This is a genomic window from Riemerella anatipestifer (assembly GCF_009670965.2).
Classification (GTDB): Bacteria; Bacteroidota; Bacteroidia; order Flavobacteriales; family Weeksellaceae; genus Riemerella; species Riemerella anatipestifer_B.
This window is the reverse complement of sequence record NZ_CP073239.1, coordinates 2,039,557-2,065,045: the sequence shown is the minus strand read 5'-3', so window position 1 is coordinate 2,065,045 and position 25,489 is coordinate 2,039,557. Positions and strand designations below refer to the sequence as shown.

The following is a 25,489-nucleotide window of genomic DNA, read 5'->3' as shown; positions in this document are numbered from 1 at the left end:
ATCAACAATAATGTAATTCATTAACTAAATCTTTTTATCTTTGTAAAAGAAAATTATTAAAATAACTCAAAAAATATAAAAATATGTCATTAGTAGGAAGACCTTTCCCAAACATTACAGTAGATGCAATATCTGAAATGGGAGATAATTTAAGAATTAACGTTCTAGAAGAAGCAACAAAAAACCAACAAAAAGTATTATTATTTTGGTATCCAAAAGATTTTACTTTTGTTTGTCCAACAGAATTACACGCTTTTCAAGAGGCTCTAGGTGAGTTTGAAAAGAGAAATACTAAGGTAATTGGTGCTTCTTGTGATACTAACGAAGTACACTTTGCTTGGTTAAACACACCTAAAGATAATGGTGGTATTGAGGGCGTTACTTACCCAATCTTAGCAGATACTCACAGACAACTAGCTAATGCTTTAGGAATTGTAGAGCAAGATTTTGATTATGATGAAGAAGGAAATGAAATTCTTTCAGGTTCAAATGTAACTTACAGAGCTACTTATCTGATAGATGAAACAGGAAAAATTTTCCACGAAGCAGTAAACGATATGCCTCTAGGTAGAAATGTAAAAGAGTTTTTAAGACTTATAGATGCCTATACTCATGTACAGAAGCACGGTGAAGTTTGCCCTGCTAACTGGGAAGAAGGTAAAGAGGCTATGCATGCTGATAGAAAATCAACCGCAGAATATTTAGCAAAACACTAAAAATAGTAATTTAATAAAAAGAGGTTTGATTTTTCTCAGACCTCTTTTTTAATACTTTTAACTTAAAAATATAATACAATGTATCAAGAATTAACAGAAGACCAACTTCAACAAATAGTAAACGAGAATGAAAAAGTAATGGTGCAATACGGTGCTTCATGGTGTGGTAATTGCCGTATAATGAAACCTAAATTTAAAAAATTAGCTTCGGAAAACGAAGATATACCATTTTACTATGTAGATGCTGAAAAACTGCCTGAGAGCCGTAAGCTTGCTAAAGTGGATAACCTACCTACTTTTGCTGCTTTTAAAAATGGAGCATTGGTAAACCAAGTGCAAACCAACCAAGCAGAAAGCCTTAATAATTTGTTCAACGAAATTAAATAAGCTATGAAATTACCAATTATAAGACAATTCTATCAAAATAATACAGCTGAAAATTTAGCAGCAACGCTAGAGGTTTTAGAATCTTATACCGAGTTTAGAGGCGTATCCGAGGAAGAAATGAACTTAATCGGTGAAATGATAACCAATATCTGTGGAGCTATGGAAGTACATCATAGTGTACAAGAAGGTATGACTGAAAAAGACGCCCTCAATAGCTTTGCCCAAAAAGTAATGGGATCAATAGATAGATAAAAAGATTTGGTTCTAAAGAATATATAAAAAAAGACTATCTTTAAGTATTTAAGATAGTCTTTTTTTTGTACTCGTAAATAATTGGCTTTATCTATAACCAAAACTTTTCAAATCTCTTTCGTTTTTACGCCAATCTTTTCTAACTTTTACAAAAAGATTAAGATGGATTTTCTTATCAAAAAACTTTTCCAAATCAAGTCTCGCTTGTGTACCTACCTTTTTTATAGCTTCGCCTTTGTGTCCTATTAAAATACCTTTTTGGCTATCTCTTTCCACATAGATGATAGAGTCTATAAAAATAATGCCTTCTTTTTCTTTAAACATTTCTGTAACCACCTCTACTGAGTACGGAATTTCTTTTTCATAATTAAGCAAGATTTTTTCTCTGATGGCTTCATTTACAAAAAAGCGTTCAGATTTATCCGTAAATTGTTCCTTATCGTAATATGGCGGATTTTCAGGAAGTAAAGATTTTAGTTTCGGTAAAATAACATCTGTATTAAATCCTTCTAGTGCAGATATAGGCAATATTTCCGCCTTAGGGATTTGATCATGCCAAAAATGCATTGATTTTTCTAATTCCTCTTGATTGGTTTGGTCTATCTTATTGATAAGGATAAGTACAGGAACAGGAATTTTATTTAATTTTTCTATAAGAAATTCAGAAGGAGCATCTTTATCAGTCACATCTACTATAAAAAGAAAGACATCTGCATCTTGTAGAGAATCTTTTACAAAATCCATCATCTTTTCCTGAAGTCCATATTTTGGGTCTAACACTCCTGGGGTGTCAGAAAAAACGATTTGCAAATCAGGCTCATTATAAATCCCGAATATTCTATGTCTTGTAGTTTGTGCTTTTTTAGTTACTATGGCTAGTTTTTCACCCATCAATTGATTAAGAAGAGTTGATTTACCAGCATTTGGTTTTCCTACGATATTTACGAATCCAGCTTTGTGCATTATATTATTTTATATTCTACAAAGTTATGAAATGGTCTATAAATAAAAAAATCCCTCTAATGATTAAGAGGGATTTTGGTTTAGTTCTTCTAGTAAAGCCTAAATTATTTAGCAATATAAGGCTTATCTTTAATTCTAGCTTTTTTACCTCTAAGGTCACGGAAGTAGTAGATTCTAGCTCTTCTTACGCTACCTCTTCTGTCTACTGTGATTTTTTGTAGAGCAGGCATATTGATAGGGAATACTCTTTCTACACCCACATCGCCACTCATTTTTCTGATAGTGAAAGTCTTAGTAGCTCCAGTTCCTCTTAGTTGGATAACCACTCCTTTAAAGAACTGAGTTCTTGTTTTTTGACCTTCTTTAATTTCGTAGTAAACAGTGATGGTATCACCAGCTTTGAATTCAGGGAATTCTTTTTTTGTAATGTACTTGTCTTGTACGTACTTAATTAAATCCATTTTTTAATAAATAAAATAAGTTTATGCCAAACAACATACACGGCTCTCGTCAGAGGTTGATTAACAGTCGGCAAAATTAAAATATTTTTTTTAATCAGCCTAATTTTTATGAGAAAATTTACATGTCAGATTCAATAGAGAAAATTTTGCCTCTGTATGCAAAGAACAATGACAAAATAAAGGTTTAATAGCTTTTCAATTGCCTTAGGTTTTAGTAAATTTGGGCTTAGTTAAATTATTAAAAATAGGTACTATGAGTTTTCCATCAGATTTAGAAATTGCACAAGGTGCAAAAATATTACCGATAAAAGAAATTGCAGCAAAGGTTAACATTCCAGAAGATGACTTAGAATTATATGGAAAATATAAAGCTAAGCTTCCGTTGTCGCTAATTGACGAAAGTAAAATAGGAACATCTAAACTTATTCTTGTTACAGCAATTACACCTACACCAGCAGGGGAAGGTAAAACTACCGTAAGTATAGGGCTTACCGAAGGACTTAATAAAATTGGAAAAAAAGCCATCGCTGTATTAAGAGAGCCGTCTTTAGGTCCTGTTTTTGGAATTAAAGGTGGAGCTGCGGGTGGTGGTTATTCCCAAGTGATTCCAATGGAGGACATTAACCTACATTTTACGGGTGATTTTTCTGCCATAGAAAAGGCGAATAATCTATTGGCAGCAGCTATTGATAATAATATTCAAAATGCATCTCGTTCGCTTAACATAGACCCTAGAACGGTGGTTTGGAAAAGAGTAATGGATATGAATGATAGGGCTTTAAGACAAATAGTAATTGGACTTGGAGGCTCTGCAAATGGTATTCCTAGAGAAGACGGTTTCAATATCACACCTGCCTCTGAAGTTATGGCTATTCTTTGTTTAGCTGAAAATTTTTCGGATCTCAAAAAGCGTTTAGGAAACATCTATGTAGGGAGTACTTACGATAAAAAGCCAATCTATGCTAGAGATTTAAATGTTGTAGGGGCAATGGCTATCCTTCTAAAAGACGCTATAAAACCTAATCTTGTACAAACTCTAGAAGGCAATCCTGCTATTTTACATGGCGGACCGTTTGCAAGTATAGCACAAGGTACTAATTCTGTTTTGGCAACTAAAATGGGACTATCTTTAGCTGATTACACCGTAACTGAAGCAGGATTTGGTGCAGATTTGGGAGCGGAAAAGTTTCTTAATATTAAATGTGTTTCTGCAGGGCTAAAACCAGATGCGGTGGTTGTAGTGGCTACAGTAAGGGCTTTGAGGCATCACGGAGGAGCTAAAAAGGAGGAGTATGGTACACCTAATCTAGATTTTGTAAAAAAAGGGATAGGTAATTTAGAAAAACATCTAGAAAATGTAATGAAATTTGGATTGAAGCCTGTGGTAGCTATCAATCATTTTGATACAGATAGTGAGGAGGAAATAGATTTCATTAAAGAAAAATGTAAAGAGAAAGGCATAGAAGCCGTGGTTTCCTATGGATTTACACAAGGTGGAGAAGGTACGAAAGAATTAGCTAAAGTAGTTGCTGGATTAGCGGAAAGTAATAGTAGTCATTTCAAGCCACTTTATGCTTACACAGAAACTATACCGGAAAAAATAGAAAAAATAGCTAAAGAAATCTACGGTGCATCATCTGTTGCCTATACTTCCAAAGCTAAAACTCAATTGAAAAAGATAGAATCTTTAGGACTTTCAGGACTTCCTGTTTGTATGGTAAAAACACCGAAATCTCTTAGTGATACCGATTCTAAAATTGGCAGACCCGAAAATTTTGAAGTTACAGTAAGAGAGTTTGAATTTGCCGCTGGTGCAGGATTTGTAATTCCGTTGCTTGGGACTACTATGCGTATGCCAGGGTTGCCTAGTATCCCAGCTGCCGAAGGAATGGATATAGATGATAATGGCGTAATTACAGGGCTTAGCTAATAATTAAGAAATGAAAAAGATAGGCTACATCACACTATTGAGTATTGTTTTTATTGTAGATTTACTAGGAATCTATTTTGATAAAATAGGGGTAAGAATATATAGTAAGCCATTACTAATTCCCATAATAGCTTTAATTTATTATCAACTTAATAAAACCGAATCGCTGAGTAATAATAAACTTTTTTTAACAGGGTTGTTTTTTAGTTTTTTAGGAGATGTTTTTTTACTAAAAGACTCTGGTTTTTTGTATGGGTTAGCTAGTTTTTTATTAGCTCATATTTTTTACATTATCTGTTTTTACAGAATAAAGCCGCCTCGATTTTCTTTAGTAAAATTGTTACCGATAGCTATTTATTTAGTTGCTTTTATTAGCATGTCTTGGAGTCATTTAGGTGATATGAAAATCCCTGTAATTGTGTATGCTTCTGCTATATCGGTAATGCTTTATTTTTCGTTAGGCGTAAAAAATAAATACATTAAATTTGGAGCTTTATTTTTTGTAATATCAGATACGATTCTTGCTCATTCTATTTTCTTTGAATATAATGTATACAAAGGTCTTGCGGTAATGATAACTTATATTATAGCTCAAGTATGTTTAGCTTATGGTATTTATAAAATTGCAAAATATCAAGGAGAAATTCAACCTAAATAATTTTAAATATGGTACTTAAAAATTTAAATTATCCGTTAGACTTTAAGTTTAAACTAACTACCCTTGCTAGTGATTTTAATATCACGGATAAAAATGGCAATTATGTAGCCTATGTAAGACAGAAAATGTTTAAACTAAAAGAAGATGTAGTGGTTTATAATAATGAGAAAAAAGAGCAAGAATTATTTCGTATAAAGGCAGATAGATGGCTGGACTTTAATGCGTCTTATTCTATGTTAGATGTCGTTAATAATAAACTTTATGGAAGATTGGCTAGAAAAGGTATGCGTTCTATATGGAAGGCTCATTATGACATAATAGACGAAAATAACCAATTAAAGTATAGTATTTCGGAGGATAATGCTTTCGTTAAGATTTTGGATAGTTTTGTAGGTGAAATCCCTATTTTAGGTTTTTTTACGGGTTATTTGTTTAATCCTAGCTATTCTGTTAAAGATGCTTCGGGTAAAACTTATTTTCAGTTGAAAAAAATGCCTTCTTTTTTTGGTAGAAAATTTCAACTTAACCGAATGTTAGACATAGACGATGAAGAGGAAACTTTGGTTGTTTTGTCTTTCCTCATGATGGTTCTATTAGAAAGACTTAGAGGGTAGGATAAATAACCGTTTCAAATTGCACTGAAACGGTTGTTTATTTAAAAATATTTTTGTTTTAATGCCTCTATAGTTTTAGAGCTATTGCCTATATAGATATCTTCTTTCCCTATAAGAAATACAGGTCGTTTTAAGAAGCTATAATGCTGTAATAAAAGTGTTTTGAAATCTTCTTCTTTCAACTTTTTTACATCTATATTATTTGCTTTAATTTGAGTAGAACGCTTACTAAAAAGCTCTTCATAAGACTTTGTAATAGCATACATCTGGGAAAGTTCTTCTTCATTTATAGGCTCACTTTTGATTTCTCTTAGATTCCAATCTGATAAATCTAAATCTTGCATAATTCTTTTGCAAGTGCTACAGGTTTTTAGATAAAAAACAGTCTTAGTCATTTTTATAGAAGTTTAATTTTATCGTCTAATATTTCTATTATTTTATCTTTATAAAGACCTCCAATGGCTTTTTTAAAGTTCTTTTTGCTCATCTGGAGTTCAGTCTTTATTTCTTCTGGAGAAGATTGGTCAGATAGATAGAGTAATCCATAATTTTCATCTAGTTTATCTAATATTTTTTGTTTGAATTCATCTATATTAGTATAACCTTCAGGTTGCAGACTTACATCTATTTTACCATCTTCTCTAATGTTTTTAATATAGCCCTCTATTTCATTTAATGGATAAAGTTTTTGGTAAACATCGGAGCTATAAACCAAACCAATATACTTTTGGTTAATAATAACATTCCACCCTAATTCTGTTTCATTCATGAGAATAAGGTTTACCTTATCCCCTTTCTTTAATGATAAATTTTGATATTGAGGATTTCTTTTAAATTTGGTGGTTCCTGTAAGTAACCCTGTTTCTTCATCTACATAAACATGGATAAGATAGCGTTTTCCCTCCAGCATTTTACCCTTTTGTTGTTTATAAGGAACAAATAAATCTTTGATAATCCCTAAGTCCATAAAAGCACCGCTAGGTAACACTTGCACACAGTTGAGAACGGCGAATTCATTAACTTGGCAAAGAGGTATTTCCGTAGTTGCTTTGAGGATTCCTTCATCTTGATAAACGAATACCTCTAAGCTTTCCCCTACCTCCATATTGGATAAAGTGAAAATATTAGGGAGTAGGCACTGTTCATCGCTAGTTGATGTTAGTAACCAACCATTATCTGTTTTTTCTTTTATTTCGAGTGTTTGAGTAATTCCGATTTGCATTTCAAAAATATTATATTTTGCAAAGTTAGGGCTTTCTATTTAGAAAATTCTTTGTTTTTACTTAATTCTATTTTTGATTATTTATAGAAAAAATAAAAGGCACTTTTTACAAAGTGCCTAAAAGCATAATTTGTAGCCCTATGAGGACTACAACCATATACTGATAATCAATATTTTAACTTATTTTTTGAAAATTTGTTACCACCGTTGTTACCACCGAAGTGCGTTTTACTCATTTTTACCCTCATTTTGATTAGATGAAAAAGGGGCGTTTTTGCCCCTGTTTTTTTACTCGTTACCGTAGTTAATATTTAACCGATATTCATAGACAAACCCAACGCTCTCAATAAGGCTAAAAAATTAGATAACTGCAAATCTGTTTTACCCTGTTCAATTTTTGCGATATACGCCCTGTTTTTGCCTACCTTTTTTGCTAGTTCTTCCTGCGTTAGGTCTCTTTCTTTTCTAGCTTCTCTTATCAATTCCCCATAATAGTAAGCTAGTGCCTTTGCTTGGAACTCTTCTCTTTGTGGTGTTCCTACTTTTCCGTGAGTAGTATCTATATACTCGTTCATTGTAGGTAGTTCTTTTTCTACTTTATCCCAATTTATTTTTATTGCCCCCATTGTTCTAATATTTTTATTGCTACCTTAATATGTTTATTATAGTCCTTTGTGTCTTTCTTTTTGAATGCGTTTATAAATATCAACTTTTTGCATTGGTTTATATCCTTGTTATCCATTGTAAAGGTTAATATCCTATACTCATTATCTGTTTTTATCCTTATCTCATATAAGTCGGTATTTACTAATCTTTTCGCTATTTTGGTGTTTATTATCGTTTGCGTTGCTATTATTTCTGATATATAAACAATCTTCTCTCTTAACCTTTGGTCTGCTGTTTCAAAGAAAAGATTAAATTCATCAGTCCTATATATTTTCCTCATCTTGTTGTTATGATATTGCAAATGTAATGAATTTGTTACATATATACAAAAGTGTAAAGTAATTTTATAACCTCATCTAATCCCTTTTTATAGTGTCAGAATGTAATAAATGTTACCCTTTTTTATGGACTCCAAAAATTCCCCCTGGAGGATATTAAAAACATTAAATATTTGATGAGGTTATTTTTAGTGAAGTTTACTGAATATTTACTGAACATTTCGTTTTAGACCATTTTAGGCAATATTTAGTAAACCTTTTTCCTTTCTCTTTTACCGAAGTTTACCGAATATTTACCGAACATTACCGCTTTTCTAACTTACCCCATTTTACCCCATATTTACCCCAACTGTTTTATATACTCTAGTGCCTTATCTCGGTAGAATAAAGGGCGTTTCTTTGGATTTAAAGCCTCATAACCTCCAACGATAACCTCATCAGGAATTTGCCTATCTTTTAGTATACTATGTAACTTCTTTGTGTTTACTTGTAAGGCACTAGCGAAGCATTCAAAGTTTATAAAGGGGTTTCTACTCTTACGAGTGATACACACCGTCTCCATTAGTTTAAATAAAGGTTTATTATCTGCACTCATATATCCTAGTCCCTTTGTGTCTTCCATATTACAAATATAAACAACTGTATCAAGAACCGTGTCAGAAACTGTATCAAATAGATGTTATTTTAGACAGTGCCCATAATACGGACGCAAACGGTAAGTTTAAGCGGATTAAAAGTAAACCATTAGTTTACTTTTCTGTATTTTGAGTATTTAGATAGGTTGAAATCTTCTTAGTATATTGAGCGTAACCGAAAAATACCACTCGCATAAATCGCATACCAAACAATGCTAAAAATGCCGATAGTGTAAGTGATAGTGTAAATGTAAATAATTCGTAATATGGAGAGGATTAAACTAAAAGTAAATTAAACCGTGCCCATTGGGTTCATATTTTACCCTTATCTTTAAAAATGATTTTAAGGTATCAGAAATCAATTATATTTTACTAAGTAATATCCTAACATTAGAAATGTTTTTAAATTGATTTTTGAGGTGTTTTTGGTTAAAATAACCGCATTTGCCATTCAGGGTAATGCCTAGCCTCAAACTTTGCCCTGTTGTGTTTCTTGTTAAACTTAGCGTTTCGGATATTGTGAGCGATGAAATAAATCTTGTCTTCCAAATTTACACCCCTCTTATTTCTCGGCAGATATTTTTTCTCTAAATCGTTGAATATTTCACGCTCATTTTTCCAATAATATTTTAGCCCCGTGAAACATAAAAATTTGCTCCCTTTTTTCTGCATTGAAATATCCAATTTCGTAACCTCGCAAACCCTCTCTTTTTTTTCGTGTTCAGTCGCCCCATTTTTACCCTCTTTTTTTATTCCGTTTTTAGCCGTTTTTTCAAGAGGGGTAAAAGGCGACCGAATGACACTATATACTAGTTGGCATTTGGTCGCTTTTTGGGGTTTCAAAATATAGGTCATTTGGTCGCTACTTTTACTGCTTAAATATAGGTCATTTGGTCGCCACTTTTGATTTAAAATATCGGTCATTTGGTCGCTACTTTTTGCCAAAAGTTCGTCCCATTTTTCAGCTATTAAATTGGATATTTTAGCCTTGATATTTTGGCTATGTTTCACAACGATTTTATTATAATCCTGCTTATGTTTATGTTTTTTACGCTTGTCATCTATATTACTCCAAAAATTAGGGTTACAGTAGTCTTTTATGGCTTCTTTCTCCCTCTTGTTCATCTTATCGGTACGCATTGTAAAATCGTAAAAATAGACCTCGTTAAAACACTCTAGTAGCCTGTATTTTAATTGCTCCACTTTTTCAGTATCCAATAAGTCCGTAAGGTAAGTTATACCTATATCGTTGAGTTTTTCCATTTTCCTGTACTTCATTTCAAAACGAAAAGTATTCGGCTGTATGTTCTTAACTATGGTTACCTCTATATCGTCATCATTATACTGCCTGTACTTGTCGTATATCTTTACGAAATACTGCGTTTTTTCCACCTCTCTAAAATTACCTGCCGTTATGCTCTTGGTAAACTCTTTATCTTGGTAAAATAGTAGGTTATTGAGTACCTTTTGAGGGTCAAAAGGGAGCGTAACATTTACCCCAAATTCTAAGTTAGTCAGCTTTAGGTGTTGAGGTGTTAGACCTAGTACCCTTTCTATCTCGTAAAGGGTTACGGATAAATCCTGACTATTAAAATCGTTACCGTTAAAATCTGCCTTATTAAAAAACTTATGCAAGCTGCCCTCTATATATACACTCCTAGAGGGGTATTGTATTATCTTCATTTGGTTGTATAACCCTACCATTTTACCACTCGTTTCGCCTGTTGTGGTGTTTACCTCTGTGATAAAATCCATTAACTCGGTTCTAAGTTGATAAGGGGCTTCGTACTTCGCACGGATATAATCTATCATATTACATTTTATTAAGTGATGATTAGCGACAATTAGCGTCTTATTTGGTTTATCTGATGAGGTTATACCGCAAACCTCATCAGTAAATCTATTTTAGTTTTATAGTATTCTATTTTGCCTCTGATGAGGTCTTTTGTCGTTTCGGTCTTATTAGCTAAGGTTATAAAGTCCGTTTCCAAATCCTCTCGCTTGGTGCGGTACTCTATGTATAACTGTTTTTGTATTTCTTTAGCCTCGTCTAAACTGCATACCTTAAATATGGTTTGCTGTCTGCCGTTGCATTCTTTCGTGCCTATCTTTCGGATTAGCCCCACTTTTTGCAGGTCGCTAATACGGTTGGTTACTAGATTGGTGTTTATATTGTAGGCGTTTGCGAGTTCCGTATAGGTACACTCTCCTAATTGCTCTATCTGTTTTAATACCGTTGTCATTCTCTCAGGTAGTTCTTTTATTATGGCTTTGTAGCCCTCCTTTTGTGCGTTCATAATTTTATTATTTTGGTTATCCCTTGGTTATGGTTAGGTTATTCGTTGGTTTGCCTTTGGTTTGTCGGCGGTTCGTCAGCGGTTTGCTGACAACCTGCACTCCTATATTTTATTGCGTTTTTAGTGGTTTGTTTTAGGCGGTATCTTGGTTTAATTTCTCAAATACTCGGTTGTTGAGTGTCTTAATCTCATCTAAAAACTCGTCATAGGTTATATCCCCTTTCATTGCCCTTTCGTAAATATCAGGGTAATCATCGTTAAGGTCATTTCTTACACCAAAAATGAAACAGTCTATATCCCAATCAGGTACAAAAGATACAGTTTGCGATACATACCAAAATACATTACTTATCCTGTACAACTCCTTTGTGGTATTGAAATAGGTTTGTTTGTGTTCTTCTGTAATTTCTTTGTTTTCTATGATACACCTCAGCAAAGTGTAAAATATATCTGCATTTACTTTGGGCATACCCAACCCCTCTAAGAATAGGTTTAGGTTATGGGTGTTATCCATTGTCTCTAACAAGTACAAAGACAACTCAAAGCTGTTGAAATAGTCTGTATTTGTTCCAAAATCCTCATCATATACTAAGGTTGGTCTTTTGTTTTCTGCTTCTTTCAATTCGTTTTCATAAATATTGCTGATGCTGTTTATTATTCTCATTTTATTTGTTTTTTAGTTAGTTACTGTTATTTGATTAAGTTTTTCACGCTCTAGTACCTCGTAAGGTTTACCCTCTACCATTATAATATCTGACCCCTCTTGTAAATTATCAATGGGCTTTAGTTTTACCCTATACTTATTACCGTTGGCGTAAAGTATGGTCTCTTTGAGTGGATAGTATATTTCTGATATTAAACCTGTAATCTGAATAGGGAATATCTTATGTAACTTTTCGCCAAAGTCTAAGGGCGGTAGTTCTTCGGATAGTTTCCAATTCTGCAATGCTACCCTATAACTTTTTACTTTCTCGTCCGTGTAAGGGCTTAATAATTCTATAAGCCTGTTTACTGCGTTAGTTGTGTTCATTGTTATTTTAATTTTTGATAACGTCTTTTGCTCGGTCTGATATAGCTTGTATCCGTTGAGGTTCTAGGGGTAATAAACACCCCATAATCTCATTTATAGAGTTCGTCATCTCCTTTACTTGTGGATTATTAGAGGCTACCTCGTGCAGTCCTGAACGCACTCGCCAAAGGTTAGCTAGTAGGTTATTATAAGCCTCTTCGCTGTTGAGTAACTGCTCTAGGTGTTTTACCATATAAGGCTCTAAATAGGTTCTTTTGGGGCTTACCTGCCCATTGTTGTGCTGATTTGTCATAGCGTTATTTTATATATCTTTTATTTACTTTTAATGTATATTTTATAATTGCAAATTTACATCTTAGTATGATTATATGCAAATTAAATGTAAAATATATACCTTGTTATTTACATTTGGTGTATATTTGCAGTATAATTAAAGTAACCAATGTTAAGGCTTAAAGAAATTTTAAAAGACAAAGGCGTTACAGGTAAAGAATTAGCTAACAAAATAGGATTAACCGAAACTAGTATATCAAGGATTGTAAAAAATGAACAATTCCCAAATGCTAAGACTTTAAAGGATATTTCTAACGCCTTAAATATTCCTGTTAGAGACTTATTCGCTCATTCTGATAACGAAACACCTTTATATATCCAAAACGAGCAAGGGGATTATGTAGAGGTAGGTAGTCTTAAAATAGACGCTCTTAAACCTAAAAAAATATCTGAATAATATCTCTAGGGTAAGTATTAACATAGCCAAAACGAGGGTCAAATATTTGCCCTATGATAATATCATTATCACGGCAGTATTTCGCTACCTTACGCCCTATGATAGAGGCTCTTTTATTATCAATTCGTTTTTTCTCTAGTGTGGCGTAACCTGCTATTGTGATAAAACTTTCCTCGCTTGTGGTTATCCTCGCCTTGATATGATTAACTTCTTTTTGTAGCGTTTCTAGTTGCTGTGATTGTTGCAGTAATAATTGAGCGGATTGTGCCACTATCTCCACCTGCGAAAGTGGTTTTTTCAGGCGTTTTTCACACTCTATAAAATACTGCCTCGCTTGTTCGCCTTTTTCGGTTCTCGCCATCATTGCTAAACGCTTAGCAAAGTCTATGGTAAGGGCAAAATCTTTAGTTTCGTTACCGTTCAACATAATGTTGAAGGTTTGATAATCAATATTTTCTATTGCAAACTCATTATTTTCTATATTTTTAGCATACCAGCGAGACCAAACGGCTTTATTGTACCCTAAAAACTCATACAACTCTCTAGCTGACACGACTTGTTTGCCATTCTGTTCTGTAATTTTGATTAACTCGTTCATTTTTATATTTTAGTGTTTATGATTTATAACTTTTTTACCTATATTTGCCCTATGTAAATGCCGTTTATTGGTGTTACAATTCAACAATTAAAGGGGGCTTTTGGGCTTCCTTTTTTTATTAGTATTTGATTTTACCTTTATCTACTAATGCCTCTACTTCTTTGCGTTTGTAATACACCCTATTACCTATACCGTACGCCGTTAGCTTACCGCCCTTTGCCCAACGGTTAAGAGTGGAGTAATCTATATGCAGTAATTCGCATACCTCTTTCCGTGTGAGGTAGGTTGTGGGTTCTTTGGGTTGAAATTGTTTTGATAGTCTTTGTTCCAATTCAGGAACAATAGCGTTAGAAATCGCTTTGATTAGTTCGTTAGGGTTTGTCCCTATAAATTGTATTGCCTCCATAATTTTTTGGTTTAGAATTATGGGACAAAAGTATATCGGTGGTTTATGCGGTGGTTATCCTAAGTTGTATCCAGTTTATCCTAAAAATAAAATAACCACCTAATATTTAAGTGGTTACAATGGTTGTTTTTTTTACCTCATCAGTCTATTAGTTTTTTAAGATGAGGTATTTTAATAAGGGTTGCCTTATCTGGACTTAATTGGTTTTGTTCAGATAGGGCTTTTTTTAGATATTCTTTTGAGGGTTGCTCTCCGTTTGCGTTATAAGTAAAATTAAAGTGGTTTAATAACATTTCTGCCGTTGCACTTGCATTGGTTTTACCACTCTTTCGTTTAGGTTCAATGTAGCCCTTTTCTATCAATTCAGTAAATATGTACCCTAGTAGCTGTATAGACCCGTTTATAGTTATTTTTTCGCACTCTGTCGCCTCGTCAGCCTTTGGCTTATACTCCTTGTTGTCTGCGGTTGGCGTTACCTCATCTGTTGTTTGTACTCCGTTTATTTCTTTTTTACGGTCGCTTATGAATTTATATATTTTAGGGATTGATAACTTGAAATTATTATATCTAATATTGTCTATTTTTAATTTTAAAATAGCATCATCTATAGTTTTAAAATCCTTATATATAAACCGATATATTTCTTTTAACGCCCACCTTTCTATGTAAAAACTGTCTTCTCCTCCATATTCGCTAACCTCTTCCTCTTTATCTAAAAGATAGGTTTTTATAATTTCATTAGGATTATCACAGCCACTGTTAACAATACGATATTTAATCAGTCTCCCTCTTATAATATCTACTATATCATCAATATATAACGATTTATAAATATTTCCATCTCCGTCCTCTGAATAACTTGTATCTCTCCAATATAATTTAGGTAGATATTCAGGTTTTACTTTTATGATAAAGTTTTTCTCTTTAAAATATGGTTCGTCTGCGTTTTCTCCAAATACACCAATTTCTGCATAATCAAAATATGTATTATATACATAGTCTAAATAATCCTTTTCGCTACCGTCAGGGTATATACTTAGCCACTTCTCTAAATCAGTTTCGTAATTATCCTTAAACTCTTTAAAAGAGGTGTAAAAGGGTATTTCCATAGTGTTCAAGTTTACAATTCAACAATTTTTTTTATATGGTAAAAAAGGGCGGTTATTTACCGTTATCTTATTTTCGTTTATACAAAACAGCGTTTTTACATAAAGGTTAGGAGGTTCGTTTATGCAAAACAGCGTTTTTGTATAAAGGTGGACTACTGTATAAATAAATTTAGTAGTGGCTCATTGATATAGTAGCTGTACTTACCTACCTGTATTTTATTTAGATACTTATGTTCTGATAGTAGTTCTAAATACTTTCTTGCGGTTTGGTATGATACCCCTAAATCTTTCTCCAAAAACTCTATTTTAGTGTAAGGATTTTTAAATAGGTTATTCAGCAAGTCCTGACTATACAGCTTCGGTAAATCGTTACGAAGTTTATATTTAGTCTCCTGCATTAGTGTTTTTATATTTTGAACTAAATCAATGGTCTGTATTGCTGTAACCTCAACGCCTTTGATGAGGTATAAAATAAGACTTTCCCAATCGTTCTCACTTCTTACCCCTTGCAATACTTGATAATATTTCTGTTTGTTCTGCGTGATATAACGGCTCAAATACAATACAGGTAAATCTAAAAGTCCCTGCAATACCAAGTATAGAATATTTATAATCCTGCCTGTTCTACCGTTACCGTCATAAAATGGGTGTATGCTCTCAAACTGATAGTGTATAATCGCCATTTTAGTCAAAGGGTCTAAGTCTGAGAAACTATTGTCATTGATGAACCTTTCTAGGTTTGCCATTAGGTCTAAAATAGCCTTAGTCTCTTGCGGTGGGGTATAAACTACCTCGCCCAGAGAATTAACTAATTTAGTTCCTGCTTGTGTCCTAAATCCTGCATTATTTCGCTCTAATTCTTGCTGTATAGCTATGATATGTTTGTTTAATAATAAACCCTCTTTACGCACTATTTCAAAGCCTAACTTTAAACTTTGGGCATAGTTATATACTTCTTTTGTTGCAGGGTTTTTAGTTTCTATTAAAATGTTTTCTTTATATAGTTCGTCGTGGGTGGTTACTATATTTTCTATCTCGCTACTATCTTTAGCCTCTTGCAACGCCAGGGTATTGATTAAAATATGCTCGTTGGGTATCGTCTTTACCGTCCCTTTGAGTTCAGCTAGGTATCTATGAGACTTTGTCAGTTGTTTTAATACTGCGGTGGTCTCTATTTCTGCGGTAGGCGGTAGATGAGGTAAATTAAAATCCATTGTCTTAAAGTATTAGTTTAGTTGTTCAGGGGTAATATTCATATTTTTAAAGGCTTCGTAAACCTTTTTTGCCTTTTGTAGCTGTTTGGTGTCTATATCTATTTTGTTGTAATGCTCTAAGAGGGTTTTGTCGTGGTGGTTAGTCATCATCTGCATAGTTTCGGTATCCATAAACTGCCCAAATAGAGTAACTGAGGTTTGTCTCCCTATATGCGAGGTTACTAATTCATAAAAAGGATATTCGCCCTCTATTCTTCTGTTTCCGTTCTCGGTGGCTTCTATCTTTGCACTTTGTACCACCTCATCAAATCCTGCGATTTTGCAGAGTTTTTTTAATTGACGGTTATAATATGGTTCGCTTATCACTTTAGGGAATTTACCGCCTCTTTTGCTCATTATATCCACTACTTTAGGGAGTAATGCCGTGTACTTTATACCCTTATCTTTTGTGTTGCGGTTTTTCTTCTCTATAACCTTTATAAACTTGCGACCGTTGGGGTCTTCTACTATATTAGCAGTATCTAAGCTGAAAAGTTCTGAAACCCTTAACGCTGTATAACACGAAATCAAAAGCCAATCTCTAACCTCATCTAAACTGCCTGTAAGGTCTAGCGTTTCTAGGATAGCTAGTTTATCAAAGTTGAGGTAAAGCCCCTTAGTTACATTATCAGGGTTGCGGTCTATCTTCCACGCTAAAACATCTTTGCTAATGTTATGCTCTGTTTCCGCAAACTTGCACAACATTTTTATATCTTTCAAATACTTAGTTTGGGTTTGTGCCGTGTACCCTTGCTCATTAAACCATTTTACTAGTTTGTTACGGAAGATATTATTTATATCCGTTACGATGAGGTTCTTATTAAACTTCATCAGGGTACTTTTTAGCCCTCTGTATTTTTTAATGGTGTTTGCTGATATTGGTTTTTTACCCTGCGTTTTATCCTCTACGCTTCTAAATTGTATGTAGTAGTCTATAAGTGCGTCTAGTTTATCAGGGATAGTGTATTTCTTCTTTGTCTCCAGCTTGTGAGCAAAGTAGTGTTTTAAAATAAAGTCCTTTAGATGCTCTTTAAGTTGTGGAGCAGTTAGGTTGAGGTTATTATCTATCTGATTAGCTATATCTAGCTTAAAGGTCTCTATACGCTTGTTGAAATCTAAAATTTCTGCGTTTTGTTTTTTGGTCTCTACGGTTTTTGCTCCTTTAACAATTTGGGAGGCGTCCCATTGCTTGGTTGTATCGTCCCAATTTTCAGAATGGATAACAAAGGGGGTATTTATATGTAAATCAAAATCCCTGTTAGGTCTGTACCTTAGATAAACTTTTTTAGGCTCTTTAGTGCCTCTTAGGTAAAAAATGATATTTGCCATTATAGGGATATTACAATTCAACGAGGCAAATATATAGGTTGGTGGTAACAATTCCAAATTTGTTACCACCGTTGTTACCACCGAAGTGCATTTTACTAAAATCTATTGCAATCTGTTGCAATGAGGTTAATTTTTGAAACATACCATAAACAGAGGGTTTGTAAACAAAAAGGCACTAAAAAAGGCACTTCGTGAAAAGTGCCTAAAAGCGTAGTTTGTAGCCCTATGAGGAATCGAACCTCAACCTAAAGAACCGGAATCTTTAATTCTATCCATTAAACTATAGGGCCCCTTATTTTATTTTTATTTAAAACTTAATTTTAAGTCCACCCATAATTTGCGTACCTAAAACTTTGTAACCATAATAATTTTGGTAATTAGCCCCTAAAAGATTATTACCGAATGCAAAAATACTGAAATTCTTGTTAATCTGATATTCCGCTGAAATATTAAGGTCTGCATAACCACCTACTTTTGGGTTATCAATCTCTTCTTCTGCATATATAGGAGTAGAAATCAGGATACTTGAAGGGTTAATAGAAAAACGATTAGCCGTTCTATCACTTACAAAAAAGCCTCTAAACCCTAACAATAATTTATCTTTAAGTGTTTGATATTTTGCTCCTATTGATGCTTGTAACAATGGTCTATAATAAACATTGGTATTGTTTTCTAAATTATATTTTTGGAACTGAATATTTCCATCTAAAACTAGAGAGGCTAGAGGTTTATACTCTACTTCACCTTTAATTTGACTAAGAGTACCGTTGTGATAAGTAGTAGAAAAAGTATTAGCATAATCATATCCTAGCCTTGAGTTGTCGTCCATTAGATTAGAAAACAAAGAGTTACCTCTAAAGAACATCATATTGTCCAATTTACCGTAACTAGCTTTAACATCGTACTTAATTTGTTCAGAAATTATTCCTTTAACACCAAAATAAAACTGATATTTAGTATGTGTAGGTTTTAATTCTAAATCAGATACCAAAAACGGATTCTGTTCCAATAATTCCGAATAAGTATTGAATTGAAGCCCACTCTCTACCCCACCATATAAATTAACTTCTGGAGTTGTCGCTACGAATAGTTCCGCTTGAGGGAACCAATAAAAACGATTAGATTTTTGTTGAGTTTCATTCAGTTTTGTTAAACTAGAACTTAACAAATTAAATCCAGAACCAATTTTTAAGTAAGATTGCCCTTTTTTAAAAGTGATTTTGGGCGATAATCCACCACCAAAATAACGAGAATTATGTTGATTTAAAATATTAAACTGAGTGTTTACCATATCCATTTTTACACCCAAATCCAAATTAACATCTAAATCTTGACCTAATTTTAAATGATGTTTAGACAGATTTACAAGAGCGTCTATTTGGCTTTCATTAGCTTTAAATCTATCTCTAATAGCCGAAGTTTTTACAGTAATATCATTAAGAACTTCGTTAGAGTAAAAATCATAATTACCACTTATCTGAAAACGACTGTATTTTTGTCCTAAATCAGTATCAGCACTAGGCACCAAGGCATAGATGCCATAATAATTATAATCATTAAGACCTACGGAAGTGGTAAGATTAGCCTTGCCTTTTTCTCCAAAATGATTAAGAAATCCTGAAATTTCCGCTTGTTTCTGTGAGGAATTCCAAGTGTATTGCTTCTTTAAACCTTCATTAGATAGATAATGCACATTTGCACCTACCTCTAAATTATCTTGCATTTTACCAGAAACATTAGCATCGGCTAAAAATTGATTGTAATTACCATAACCTATTCTAAAGTAGTTTCTTAGATAATTTCTATTGAATTCTGGCGAAATATCTTCACCTTGTATTGCCGAAGTTTTGAAATCCGACAATACAGGTACATTCACCACTTCGTAATTTATAGGCTCTTGCTGTTTTTCTTCAGGTGGATAATTTTTTTCTATAGCTACAGAAGTTTTCTTTTTTTCTATACGCTTAACTTCAGGCTCTCTTTTGCGGTCTAGGATAAGCTTTTCCTCTTTAATCTGAGCCAACGAAATACCTCCCCAACCTAACAATATTAGTGCTATTATTTTATGTTTGTTCATTTTCAATTCTAGTTTTTTAATCGCTAAAAATTATTTAATCATTTTTTTAACTTCCTTAGCTTCTGCCACTACATCAGGGAAGTCTTGATAGTTAGCTATCACTTGGTCACAGGTATAACTCGCTTGATATTTGTCCTTTAACGCCAAATAGTTTCTAGCCATCAATACCAAAGATTTAGCTCCCCAATATTCCTCCGAAGCATAATTATTAGCGAGTTTAAAGATACTTTCATTACTATTTTTAAAGGCTTTAGTTTTATTTTGATAATAAGCCTTAGCATAAAGGGCTTCCGCCGCTACGCTAGGGTTAGATGATTTTTCTAAATCTGTATAAGATTTTTGAGCCTCTTTGTCTTTTCCTTGGTTCATAAGACTTCTAGCTTTAATGACTTTAGCTTGTTCTAACACTGCAGGCGAGTTTTTGGTATTACTTAAAATTAAACCTGCATAAGTTTCTGCTTTAGCGAAGTCTTTTTTATCAGCATAATATTTCATCAACTCTTGTTGAGCAAAAGATTTTATTTTTGGGTTATTAGAATCTACTAACTTGGCTAAATGTCCTGCAGCTTCTTCTCCTTTATTTTTAGATAAAAGAATTTGAGCAGAACGAAGTCTTGCTTCCTCCTGATAATCATTAGGGTAAGCCGTTACAAAATTGAATGATTTAAGTGCTTTGGCATCATCTCCATTTTGATAATAAGATTCTCCCAGTTCGTATTGAGCTTGGAAGGCTGTATTGCTAGAAACATTTTGTGCTAAATATTTCTCATAGTAAGGGATTGCTTTTTCGTACTGCTTTTTGGCGTAAAGCTGTCTTGCGGCAGATAGGTTAATTTCGTCTATTTCAGATTTGTCTAGACTAACTCCTAAATTCTTAGCAAAATCTTGATAACCTGCCGTATCTCCTATTTTTAAATAAAGAGGACGAGCCACCACTAACACCTTATCTGCATAAACGGTATTTTGGTATTTTTTAGCTAACGCTTTTATTCCAGAAAACGCTTTGGCTTCTTGGTTTTGTTCGATATCATTTTGTACCATATAAATTTCTGCATTGGCTACCAAATGAGTATCTGTACTGGTTTTAACCACTTTATCAAAGTATTCGCTAGAAAGAGCAAACTCATCATTAGCGGCATAAGCAGTGCCTATTTCGTACAAAGCATCATCTTTATACTCCGAGTTAGGATACTGAGCAGCTAGCTTTTTCATTTCTGAAATTTTAGCTTCAGTATCACCTTTAAAACCTAACGCCATTGCCTTTTGGAACAGAGTGTATTCATCGGTTGTTTCGGCATTGTTATAAATAGCGATAGCATCGTTTAGTTCGTTATCAGCATAGTGTGTGTCGGCTAGTCTTAGTTCCACATCAGCTTTGAACTCTGCTTTAGGATTTTTAAGGTAAAGTTTAAAACACTCCTTAGCTTTACCGAAATCTTTATTCTTAAAGTAAGCATATCCTAAATCATAATTGATTTGCGAGCGTTCATCAAAGCTACCTTCTGTCTTTTGTAGTTTTTCAAAATAACTAATAGCCGAAGGGTAATCTTCCAACTGATAATAAGTCTGTGCCAACCAATATTGAGCCTTTAGATAAAACTCTTGATTATGGTTAAACTTCAAACTCTTTTTAAAATATAGTTCGGCTTCTTTGTAATTTCCTTTATTAAATTCTTCCGTCCCTAATAGATAGGCTACCTCTTGCTCTATTTTATCTGTTTCAGTAGTTTTGGCATTGAGCTGATTTAAAGCATTTAAAGTCTCTTTATAATTACCCGAATAAAGATAAGATTTCACCAATAAAGTCTGCATCTCTGGAGAACTATCTTTATAGCCGTGGATATAAGATTGTATTACCGAAGACGAAGATTCATAAGGATTTCCTATATCGTAACTTAATTTAGCATATTGTAGATGAGCCAACTTTTTAACTTTAGCATCATAGGACATCTGATAAGCAGAACGGAAGGCAGACAGAGCTTCCTGCTTTTTATTGGTTTCTAAATAAGCATTTCCCAATTGATAATAAGCATTTTGAGATAAAGCAGACTGACTATTAACTAACTGATTATAATAGGATACCGCTTCATCATACAAACCCATTTGTGCTGCTACAAACCCCATTTCGTATAAATCGGACTCGCTAGGAGCTTCTTTAGAATCCAAAAATATTTTTAGGTGAGGGTATGCGGCTCTGTATTCTCCTTTCATAAAATAGCTTTCTCCTATTATTTTATGAACTTCAGATTTGTAAGAACTACTTAAATTTTCTTTTAAAAGCGTTTCTCCTTCAGCTATTGCTAAATCATAGTTTTTATCATTGAAATACATCTGAACAAAATAAGGCTTTACTATTTTGCTGTATTTTTCCTTGTCTTTAATCTCGTTAAAGTATTCAAAAGCCTTTCCTATTTGCCCTTCTGTGTAGTACAGATGCCCCAGCATATAGGCTATATCTCCTTTTTCTGAATCTTCAGAAGAAGTGTAAGCGTTCTCCAAATCCTTAATAGCGGCTTTTGAATCGCCAGACATAAACTTAGCATACCCCAGCTTTAAAGAATGTTGGGTCTGTTCCGAAGATGATAAATGATTAACATTTAATTTATTAAGTATTTCTAATGCTTTTGGAAAGTCTTTTTTTATTAAATAGAAATCGGCTAAAGGAGCTTGTCCCTCTGCAAAATGTTCTGTATTAGGGTGGTTTGCAATAAAGGTATCTAACCCTTTTTCCGCATAAGGATTTTGTAAAATAACATCAATCAAATGAGTGTAAAACCCAGCTATTTCTTTTTGAGATTGAGTTAAAGACTGATGATAAAGATATTGCTGAGTGTATTGATATTGAGAAGCCGCAAAAACTTTAGTTGTGTAGAGCTGGCTCGCTAAATCCGAAGAAAAAGCATTTTTTTGACTAAAAATAGCCGACTGTTGTCCTTCCGAAAGTCCGAAAAAAAGCACAGCCGTAGCTATCCATATTTTATTTTTATTCATCTTGATTTTAAAATGAGATTTTTAGTATTTATTTAAAGGAACGAAAATAAGCAAAACTTATTATTTAAACAACTTGCGAAGTCTAAGAGAACCATATGCTTCAGTAGAATTATGTGTAAATATGATATTAAACATATCTTATCATAAAAGTTTTAATTTGTAATTTTGTAGGAAAATACAACATATTATGTCAAAAAAAGTACTTTTAGCAATATTAGACGGTTGGGGGTTAGGTACAGATGATAAAGTTTCTGCAATTGCCCAAGCACACACACCATTTATGGATAGCTGTTACAGTAAATTTCCTAATACCACATTAGAAGCTAGTGGCTTAGCCGTAGGGTTACCAGACGGACAAATGGGAAATTCTGAGGTAGGACACATGAATTTAGGAGCAGGAAGAGTGGTTTATCAGAATTTGGTAAAACTCAATATGGCGGTGGAAAATAAAACCTTAGGTCAAGAAAAGGCTATTTTAGAAGCCTTTAGTTATGCCAAAGAAAATGGTAAAAAAGTTCATTTTATTGGTTTAGTATCCAATGGTGGAGTTCACTCTCACATCAACCATTTAAAAGGATTATTGTCTGCAGCAAGTGATTTTGGATTAAAAGATAATGTTTTTGTACACGCCTTTACAGACGGTAGGGACTGCGACCCTCACTCAGGAAAAGGTTTCATAAAAGAGCTTACAGAGCATATGCAAAGTACCACAGGAAAGCTTGCTAGTGTTGTGGGGCGATACTACGCAATGGATAGAGACCGCAGATGGGAAAGGGTGAAATTGGCTTATGATGTGATGGTAAACGCTGTAGGAGAACCTAGCAGAAATGTAGTAGAGAGCATAGAAAAATCTTATCAAGAAGGCATTTCTGATGAATTTTTGAAACCTATTCTTTGTGTAGATGAACTCGGAAATCCGATTTCAAAGATAGAAAATGATGATGTGGTATTCTGTTTTAATTTTAGAACCGATAGAGGTAGAGAAATTACTGAAGTTCTTTCTCAGAAAGCATTTCCTGATTTTGGTATGACACCACTAAAACTCCATTACATCACACTTACCAATTATGATAAAGATTTTAAAGAGGTAAAGGTAGTCTTTGATGAAGAAGTTTTAAATGATACTTTAGGAGAGGTATTAGAACGAAACAGGAAATCACAGATAAGAGTCGCGGAAACAGAGAAATATCCTCATGTAACTTTCTTTTTTTCAGGCGGTAGAGAGAAAGAATTTAATGCTGAAAAAAGAATCTTATGCCCAAGTCCTAAAGAGGTGGCTACCTACGACCTTAAACCAGAAATGTCTGCTTATGATATTACCAACAAAATTGTACCTGAACTAGAGAATAAAACGGCAGATTTCGTTTGTCTTAACTTTGCTAATACTGATATGGTAGGGCATACTGGCGTTTTTGAAGCAGCTGTAAAAGCAGCCGAAACCGTAGATAAATGTATAGAAAGAGTAGCTACTACGGCTTACGAAAATGGTTATACCGTATTTATACTAGCTGACCACGGAAACTCTGATGTTATGATAAATCCTGACGGTAGTCCTAATACACAACACTCTACGAATTTAGTTCCTCTTATTGTTATGGATAAAGACAAAGTATGGAATTTAACTCCAGGTAAATTGGGAGATATTGCACCAAGTATCTTAAAAGTAATGAATATAGAAAAACCTGAAGCAATGACAGGTAATGTTATTCTTTCTTAAAAGAATACTTTAATTATAAAAAAGCTTCGCCTCGAATTTTATTCGAGGCGAAGCTTTTATTTAGGGTAAATAACTCATTAAACAAAAGGTATTTTAACCACTTTTGCAGGTACATTTTTATTTCTAATCTGAATAAAAATCTCACTACCTAATTTAAAATGAGGTTGGTCAACATAAGCCAATCCTAAACCGATTTTTTTCATAGGACTCATTGTTCCCGATGTTACCTTACCAATTATATTCCCTTCTGAATCTACAACAGGATAGTCGTGTCTTGGAATGGCTTTTTCTTGCATTTCAAAACCTACTAATTTTCTCGTAATCCCCTGTTCTTTTTGTTGAGCCAGAAAATCTCTATCTACAAATTCTGTATCTAGCTTGGTAATCCAGCCTAGCCCTGCTTCTAACGGAGAAGTAGTATCATCTATATCGTTTCCATATAGACAGAATCCTTTTTCTAAACGAAGGGTATCTCTAGCCGCCAACCCACAAGGAATAAGTCCAAACTCTTCTCCTGCCTTAGTCAGAGCGTCCCAAATTTGCTCAGCGTACTCATTTTTGAAATAAATTTCAAAGCCGCCACTTCCGGTATAGCCTGTATTAGAAATAATAACATCAGCCACACCATCTACACTTCCTACGGTAAAATGATAGTAAGGAATATCCGCAAGTTGAGTATTTGTTAGTTTTTGTAAAGTATCTAATGCTTTAGGACCTTGTATTGCAATAAGAGAAATTTCATCTGAAGCATTAGTCATTTTAGCTCCAAATTTCTCGTTGTATTTAGAGATATGTTGCCAATCTTTATCTATGTTAGACGCATTTACTACTACAAAATACTTTTGGTTTTCCATTTTGTAAACAATTAAGTCGTCTACAATTCCACCTTTTCCGTTAGGAAGACAAGAGTATTGTGCCTTGCCATTCTCTAAAACCTCTACATTATTAGAGGTAACATATTGTAGAAGTTCTTTAGCACCAGCACCTTCTATGAAGAATTGCCCCATATGAGAAACATCAAAAATTCCTACTTTTTCTCTTACGGCAAAGTGTTCTTCTGTTACTCCAGAATATTGCACAGGCATTTCAAACCCAGCGAAAGGAACCATTTTTGCGCCTAGCGAAACATGTTTGTTAAATAAAGCTGTTTTGTTCATTATTACTTTTATT

28 protein-coding genes and 1 tRNA gene are annotated in these 25,489 nt (G+C 33.6%); 8 read left to right on the top strand and 21 right to left on the bottom strand.

Annotated elements, in window-relative coordinates:
• Positions 1–83 precede the first annotated feature (83 nt).
• The 3 genes from D1J36_RS09545 (at position 84) to D1J36_RS09535 (ending at position 1,355) form a co-directional block, all read left to right on the top strand.
• The gene (locus tag D1J36_RS09545) at positions 84–716 is read left to right on the top strand and encodes a peroxiredoxin (RefSeq protein WP_154136915.1); all 633 of its coding nucleotides are present in this window, start codon (positions 84–86) and stop codon (positions 714–716) included.
• A 78-nt stretch (positions 717–794) separates the two neighbouring features.
• Entirely contained in the window at positions 795–1,103 is a 309-nt protein-coding gene (locus tag D1J36_RS09540; RefSeq protein WP_014938864.1) for a thioredoxin family protein, read from the top strand.
• A gap of 3 nt (positions 1,104–1,106) precedes the next feature.
• Positions 1,107–1,355 (top strand): DUF6952 family protein, encoded by a 249-nt coding sequence (locus tag D1J36_RS09535; protein ID WP_154136914.1) that lies wholly within the window; start codon positions 1,107–1,109, stop codon positions 1,353–1,355.
• 87 nt (positions 1,356–1,442) lie between these two features.
• Here the strand turns inward: D1J36_RS09535 and era are convergent, their stop codons facing one another.
• Both era and rplS read right to left on the bottom strand, forming a co-directional pair.
• Entirely contained in the window at positions 1,443–2,318 is an 876-nt protein-coding gene (gene era / locus D1J36_RS09530; RefSeq protein WP_154136913.1) for a GTPase Era, read from the bottom strand.
• Positions 2,319–2,422: 104 nt separating this feature from the next.
• The gene (gene rplS, locus D1J36_RS09525; RefSeq protein ID WP_004919056.1) at positions 2,423–2,779 is read right to left on the bottom strand and encodes a 50S ribosomal protein L19; all 357 of its coding nucleotides are present in this window, start codon (positions 2,777–2,779) and stop codon (positions 2,423–2,425) included.
• A gap of 253 nt (positions 2,780–3,032) precedes the next feature.
• On the opposite strand from rplS, the gene D1J36_RS09520 reads away from it, so the two are divergent.
• From D1J36_RS09520 to D1J36_RS09510, 3 genes are read left to right on the top strand one after another with little or no spacing between them, the layout of a single operon-like run.
• Positions 3,033–4,709 carry a formate--tetrahydrofolate ligase gene (locus D1J36_RS09520; RefSeq protein WP_154136912.1) on the top strand — a complete coding sequence of 559 codons (1,677 nt, stop codon included), beginning with the start codon at positions 3,033–3,035 and terminating at the stop codon, positions 4,707–4,709.
• A gap of 10 nt (positions 4,710–4,719) precedes the next feature.
• Positions 4,720–5,367, top strand: coding sequence for a lysoplasmalogenase (locus D1J36_RS09515; protein ID WP_154136911.1), 648 nt, complete (start codon positions 4,720–4,722; stop codon positions 5,365–5,367).
• Between the two features lie 8 nt (positions 5,368–5,375).
• Positions 5,376–5,981: a hypothetical protein gene (locus D1J36_RS09510; protein ID WP_154136910.1), complete on the top strand. Its 606-nt coding sequence runs from the start codon at positions 5,376–5,378 to the stop codon at positions 5,979–5,981.
• Between the two features lie 41 nt (positions 5,982–6,022).
• Here the strand turns inward: D1J36_RS09510 and D1J36_RS09505 are convergent, their stop codons facing one another.
• The 10 genes from D1J36_RS09505 to D1J36_RS09460 all read right to left on the bottom strand — a co-directional run bounded on the left by D1J36_RS09505 (position 6,023) and on the right by D1J36_RS09460 (position 12,401).
• Entirely contained in the window at positions 6,023–6,376 is a 354-nt protein-coding gene (locus D1J36_RS09505) for an arsenate reductase family protein (protein ID WP_221410652.1), read from the bottom strand.
• 2 nt (positions 6,377–6,378) lie between these two features.
• The gene (locus D1J36_RS09500; RefSeq protein WP_154136909.1) at positions 6,379–7,203 is read right to left on the bottom strand and encodes a CvfB family protein; all 825 of its coding nucleotides are present in this window, start codon (positions 7,201–7,203) and stop codon (positions 6,379–6,381) included.
• A 311-nt stretch (positions 7,204–7,514) separates the two neighbouring features.
• On the bottom strand, positions 7,515–7,829 hold the full coding sequence (locus D1J36_RS09495; RefSeq protein WP_052911092.1) for a helix-turn-helix domain-containing protein: 315 nt from the start codon (positions 7,827–7,829) through the stop codon (positions 7,515–7,517).
• Positions 7,817–8,149, bottom strand: coding sequence for a type II toxin-antitoxin system RelE/ParE family toxin (locus tag D1J36_RS09490; protein WP_052911093.1), 333 nt, complete (start codon positions 8,147–8,149; stop codon positions 7,817–7,819). Before D1J36_RS09490 ends, D1J36_RS09495 begins: the two co-directional genes overlap by 13 nt.
• A 338-nt stretch (positions 8,150–8,487) precedes the next feature.
• Positions 8,488–8,769 carry a hypothetical protein gene (locus D1J36_RS09485; protein ID WP_154136908.1) on the bottom strand — a complete coding sequence of 94 codons (282 nt, stop codon included), beginning with the start codon at positions 8,767–8,769 and terminating at the stop codon, positions 8,488–8,490.
• A 442-nt stretch (positions 8,770–9,211) separates the two neighbouring features.
• Positions 9,212–10,594, bottom strand: coding sequence for a hypothetical protein (locus tag D1J36_RS09480; RefSeq protein WP_252339393.1), 1,383 nt, complete (start codon positions 10,592–10,594; stop codon positions 9,212–9,214).
• A gap of 62 nt (positions 10,595–10,656) precedes the next feature.
• Complete coding sequence (locus D1J36_RS09475; protein WP_013446722.1) at positions 10,657–11,079, bottom strand: hypothetical protein; 423 nt, start codon at positions 11,077–11,079, stop codon at positions 10,657–10,659.
• Positions 11,080–11,212: 133 nt separating this feature from the next.
• Positions 11,213–11,743, bottom strand: coding sequence for a hypothetical protein (locus D1J36_RS09470; RefSeq protein WP_154136906.1), 531 nt, complete (start codon positions 11,741–11,743; stop codon positions 11,213–11,215).
• Positions 11,744–11,755: 12 nt separating this feature from the next.
• The gene (locus tag D1J36_RS09465) at positions 11,756–12,109 is read right to left on the bottom strand and encodes a hypothetical protein (RefSeq protein WP_154136905.1); all 354 of its coding nucleotides are present in this window, start codon (positions 12,107–12,109) and stop codon (positions 11,756–11,758) included.
• A 7-nt stretch (positions 12,110–12,116) separates the two neighbouring features.
• Positions 12,117–12,401 carry a hypothetical protein gene (locus D1J36_RS09460; RefSeq protein ID WP_252339392.1) on the bottom strand — a complete coding sequence of 95 codons (285 nt, stop codon included), beginning with the start codon at positions 12,399–12,401 and terminating at the stop codon, positions 12,117–12,119.
• Positions 12,402–12,551: 150 nt separating this feature from the next.
• On the opposite strand from D1J36_RS09460, the gene D1J36_RS09455 reads away from it, so the two are divergent.
• Positions 12,552–12,839 carry a helix-turn-helix domain-containing protein gene (locus D1J36_RS09455; protein WP_015345510.1) on the top strand — a complete coding sequence of 96 codons (288 nt, stop codon included), beginning with the start codon at positions 12,552–12,554 and terminating at the stop codon, positions 12,837–12,839.
• On the opposite strand, the gene D1J36_RS09450 is transcribed toward D1J36_RS09455, so the two are convergent.
• From D1J36_RS09450 to D1J36_RS09415, 8 genes are all read right to left on the bottom strand, one after another.
• On the bottom strand, positions 12,820–13,437 hold the full coding sequence (locus D1J36_RS09450) for an antA/AntB antirepressor family protein (RefSeq protein WP_154136904.1): 618 nt from the start codon (positions 13,435–13,437) through the stop codon (positions 12,820–12,822). The genes D1J36_RS09455 and D1J36_RS09450 overlap by 20 nt on opposite strands.
• Before the next feature lie 118 nt (positions 13,438–13,555).
• Entirely contained in the window at positions 13,556–13,843 is a 288-nt protein-coding gene (locus tag D1J36_RS09445; RefSeq protein WP_013446715.1) for a helix-turn-helix domain-containing protein, read from the bottom strand.
• A 140-nt stretch (positions 13,844–13,983) separates the two neighbouring features.
• A complete protein-coding gene (locus tag D1J36_RS09440) occupies positions 13,984–14,952 on the bottom strand; it encodes a hypothetical protein (RefSeq protein WP_154136903.1) in 969 nt (322 codons plus the stop codon).
• A gap of 152 nt (positions 14,953–15,104) precedes the next feature.
• Positions 15,105–16,166: a Fic family protein gene (locus D1J36_RS09435; protein ID WP_013446713.1), complete on the bottom strand. Its 1,062-nt coding sequence runs from the start codon at positions 16,164–16,166 to the stop codon at positions 15,105–15,107.
• A gap of 12 nt (positions 16,167–16,178) precedes the next feature.
• Positions 16,179–17,534, bottom strand: coding sequence for a tyrosine-type recombinase/integrase (locus D1J36_RS09430; protein WP_154136902.1), 1,356 nt, complete (start codon positions 17,532–17,534; stop codon positions 16,179–16,181).
• Between the two features lie 218 nt (positions 17,535–17,752).
• Positions 17,753–17,824 (bottom strand) — tRNA-Arg (locus tag D1J36_RS09425).
• Between the two features lie 17 nt (positions 17,825–17,841).
• Positions 17,842–19,611, bottom strand: coding sequence for a TonB-dependent receptor (locus D1J36_RS09420; protein ID WP_154136901.1), 1,770 nt, complete (start codon positions 19,609–19,611; stop codon positions 17,842–17,844).
• A gap of 30 nt (positions 19,612–19,641) precedes the next feature.
• Positions 19,642–22,602 (bottom strand): tetratricopeptide repeat protein, encoded by a 2,961-nt coding sequence (locus tag D1J36_RS09415; RefSeq protein WP_154136900.1) that lies wholly within the window; start codon positions 22,600–22,602, stop codon positions 19,642–19,644.
• Positions 22,603–22,789: 187 nt separating this feature from the next.
• Here D1J36_RS09415 and gpmI point away from each other — a divergent pair, with 187 nt between their 5' ends.
• On the top strand, positions 22,790–24,319 hold the full coding sequence (gpmI, locus tag D1J36_RS09410; protein WP_154136899.1) for a 2,3-bisphosphoglycerate-independent phosphoglycerate mutase: 1,530 nt from the start codon (positions 22,790–22,792) through the stop codon (positions 24,317–24,319).
• Positions 24,320–24,396: 77 nt separating this feature from the next.
• Here the strand turns inward: gpmI and gcvT are convergent, their stop codons facing one another.
• Complete coding sequence (gene gcvT, locus D1J36_RS09405; RefSeq protein ID WP_154136898.1) at positions 24,397–25,476, bottom strand: glycine cleavage system aminomethyltransferase GcvT; 1,080 nt, start codon at positions 25,474–25,476, stop codon at positions 24,397–24,399.
• Positions 25,477–25,489: the final 13 nt, after the last annotated feature.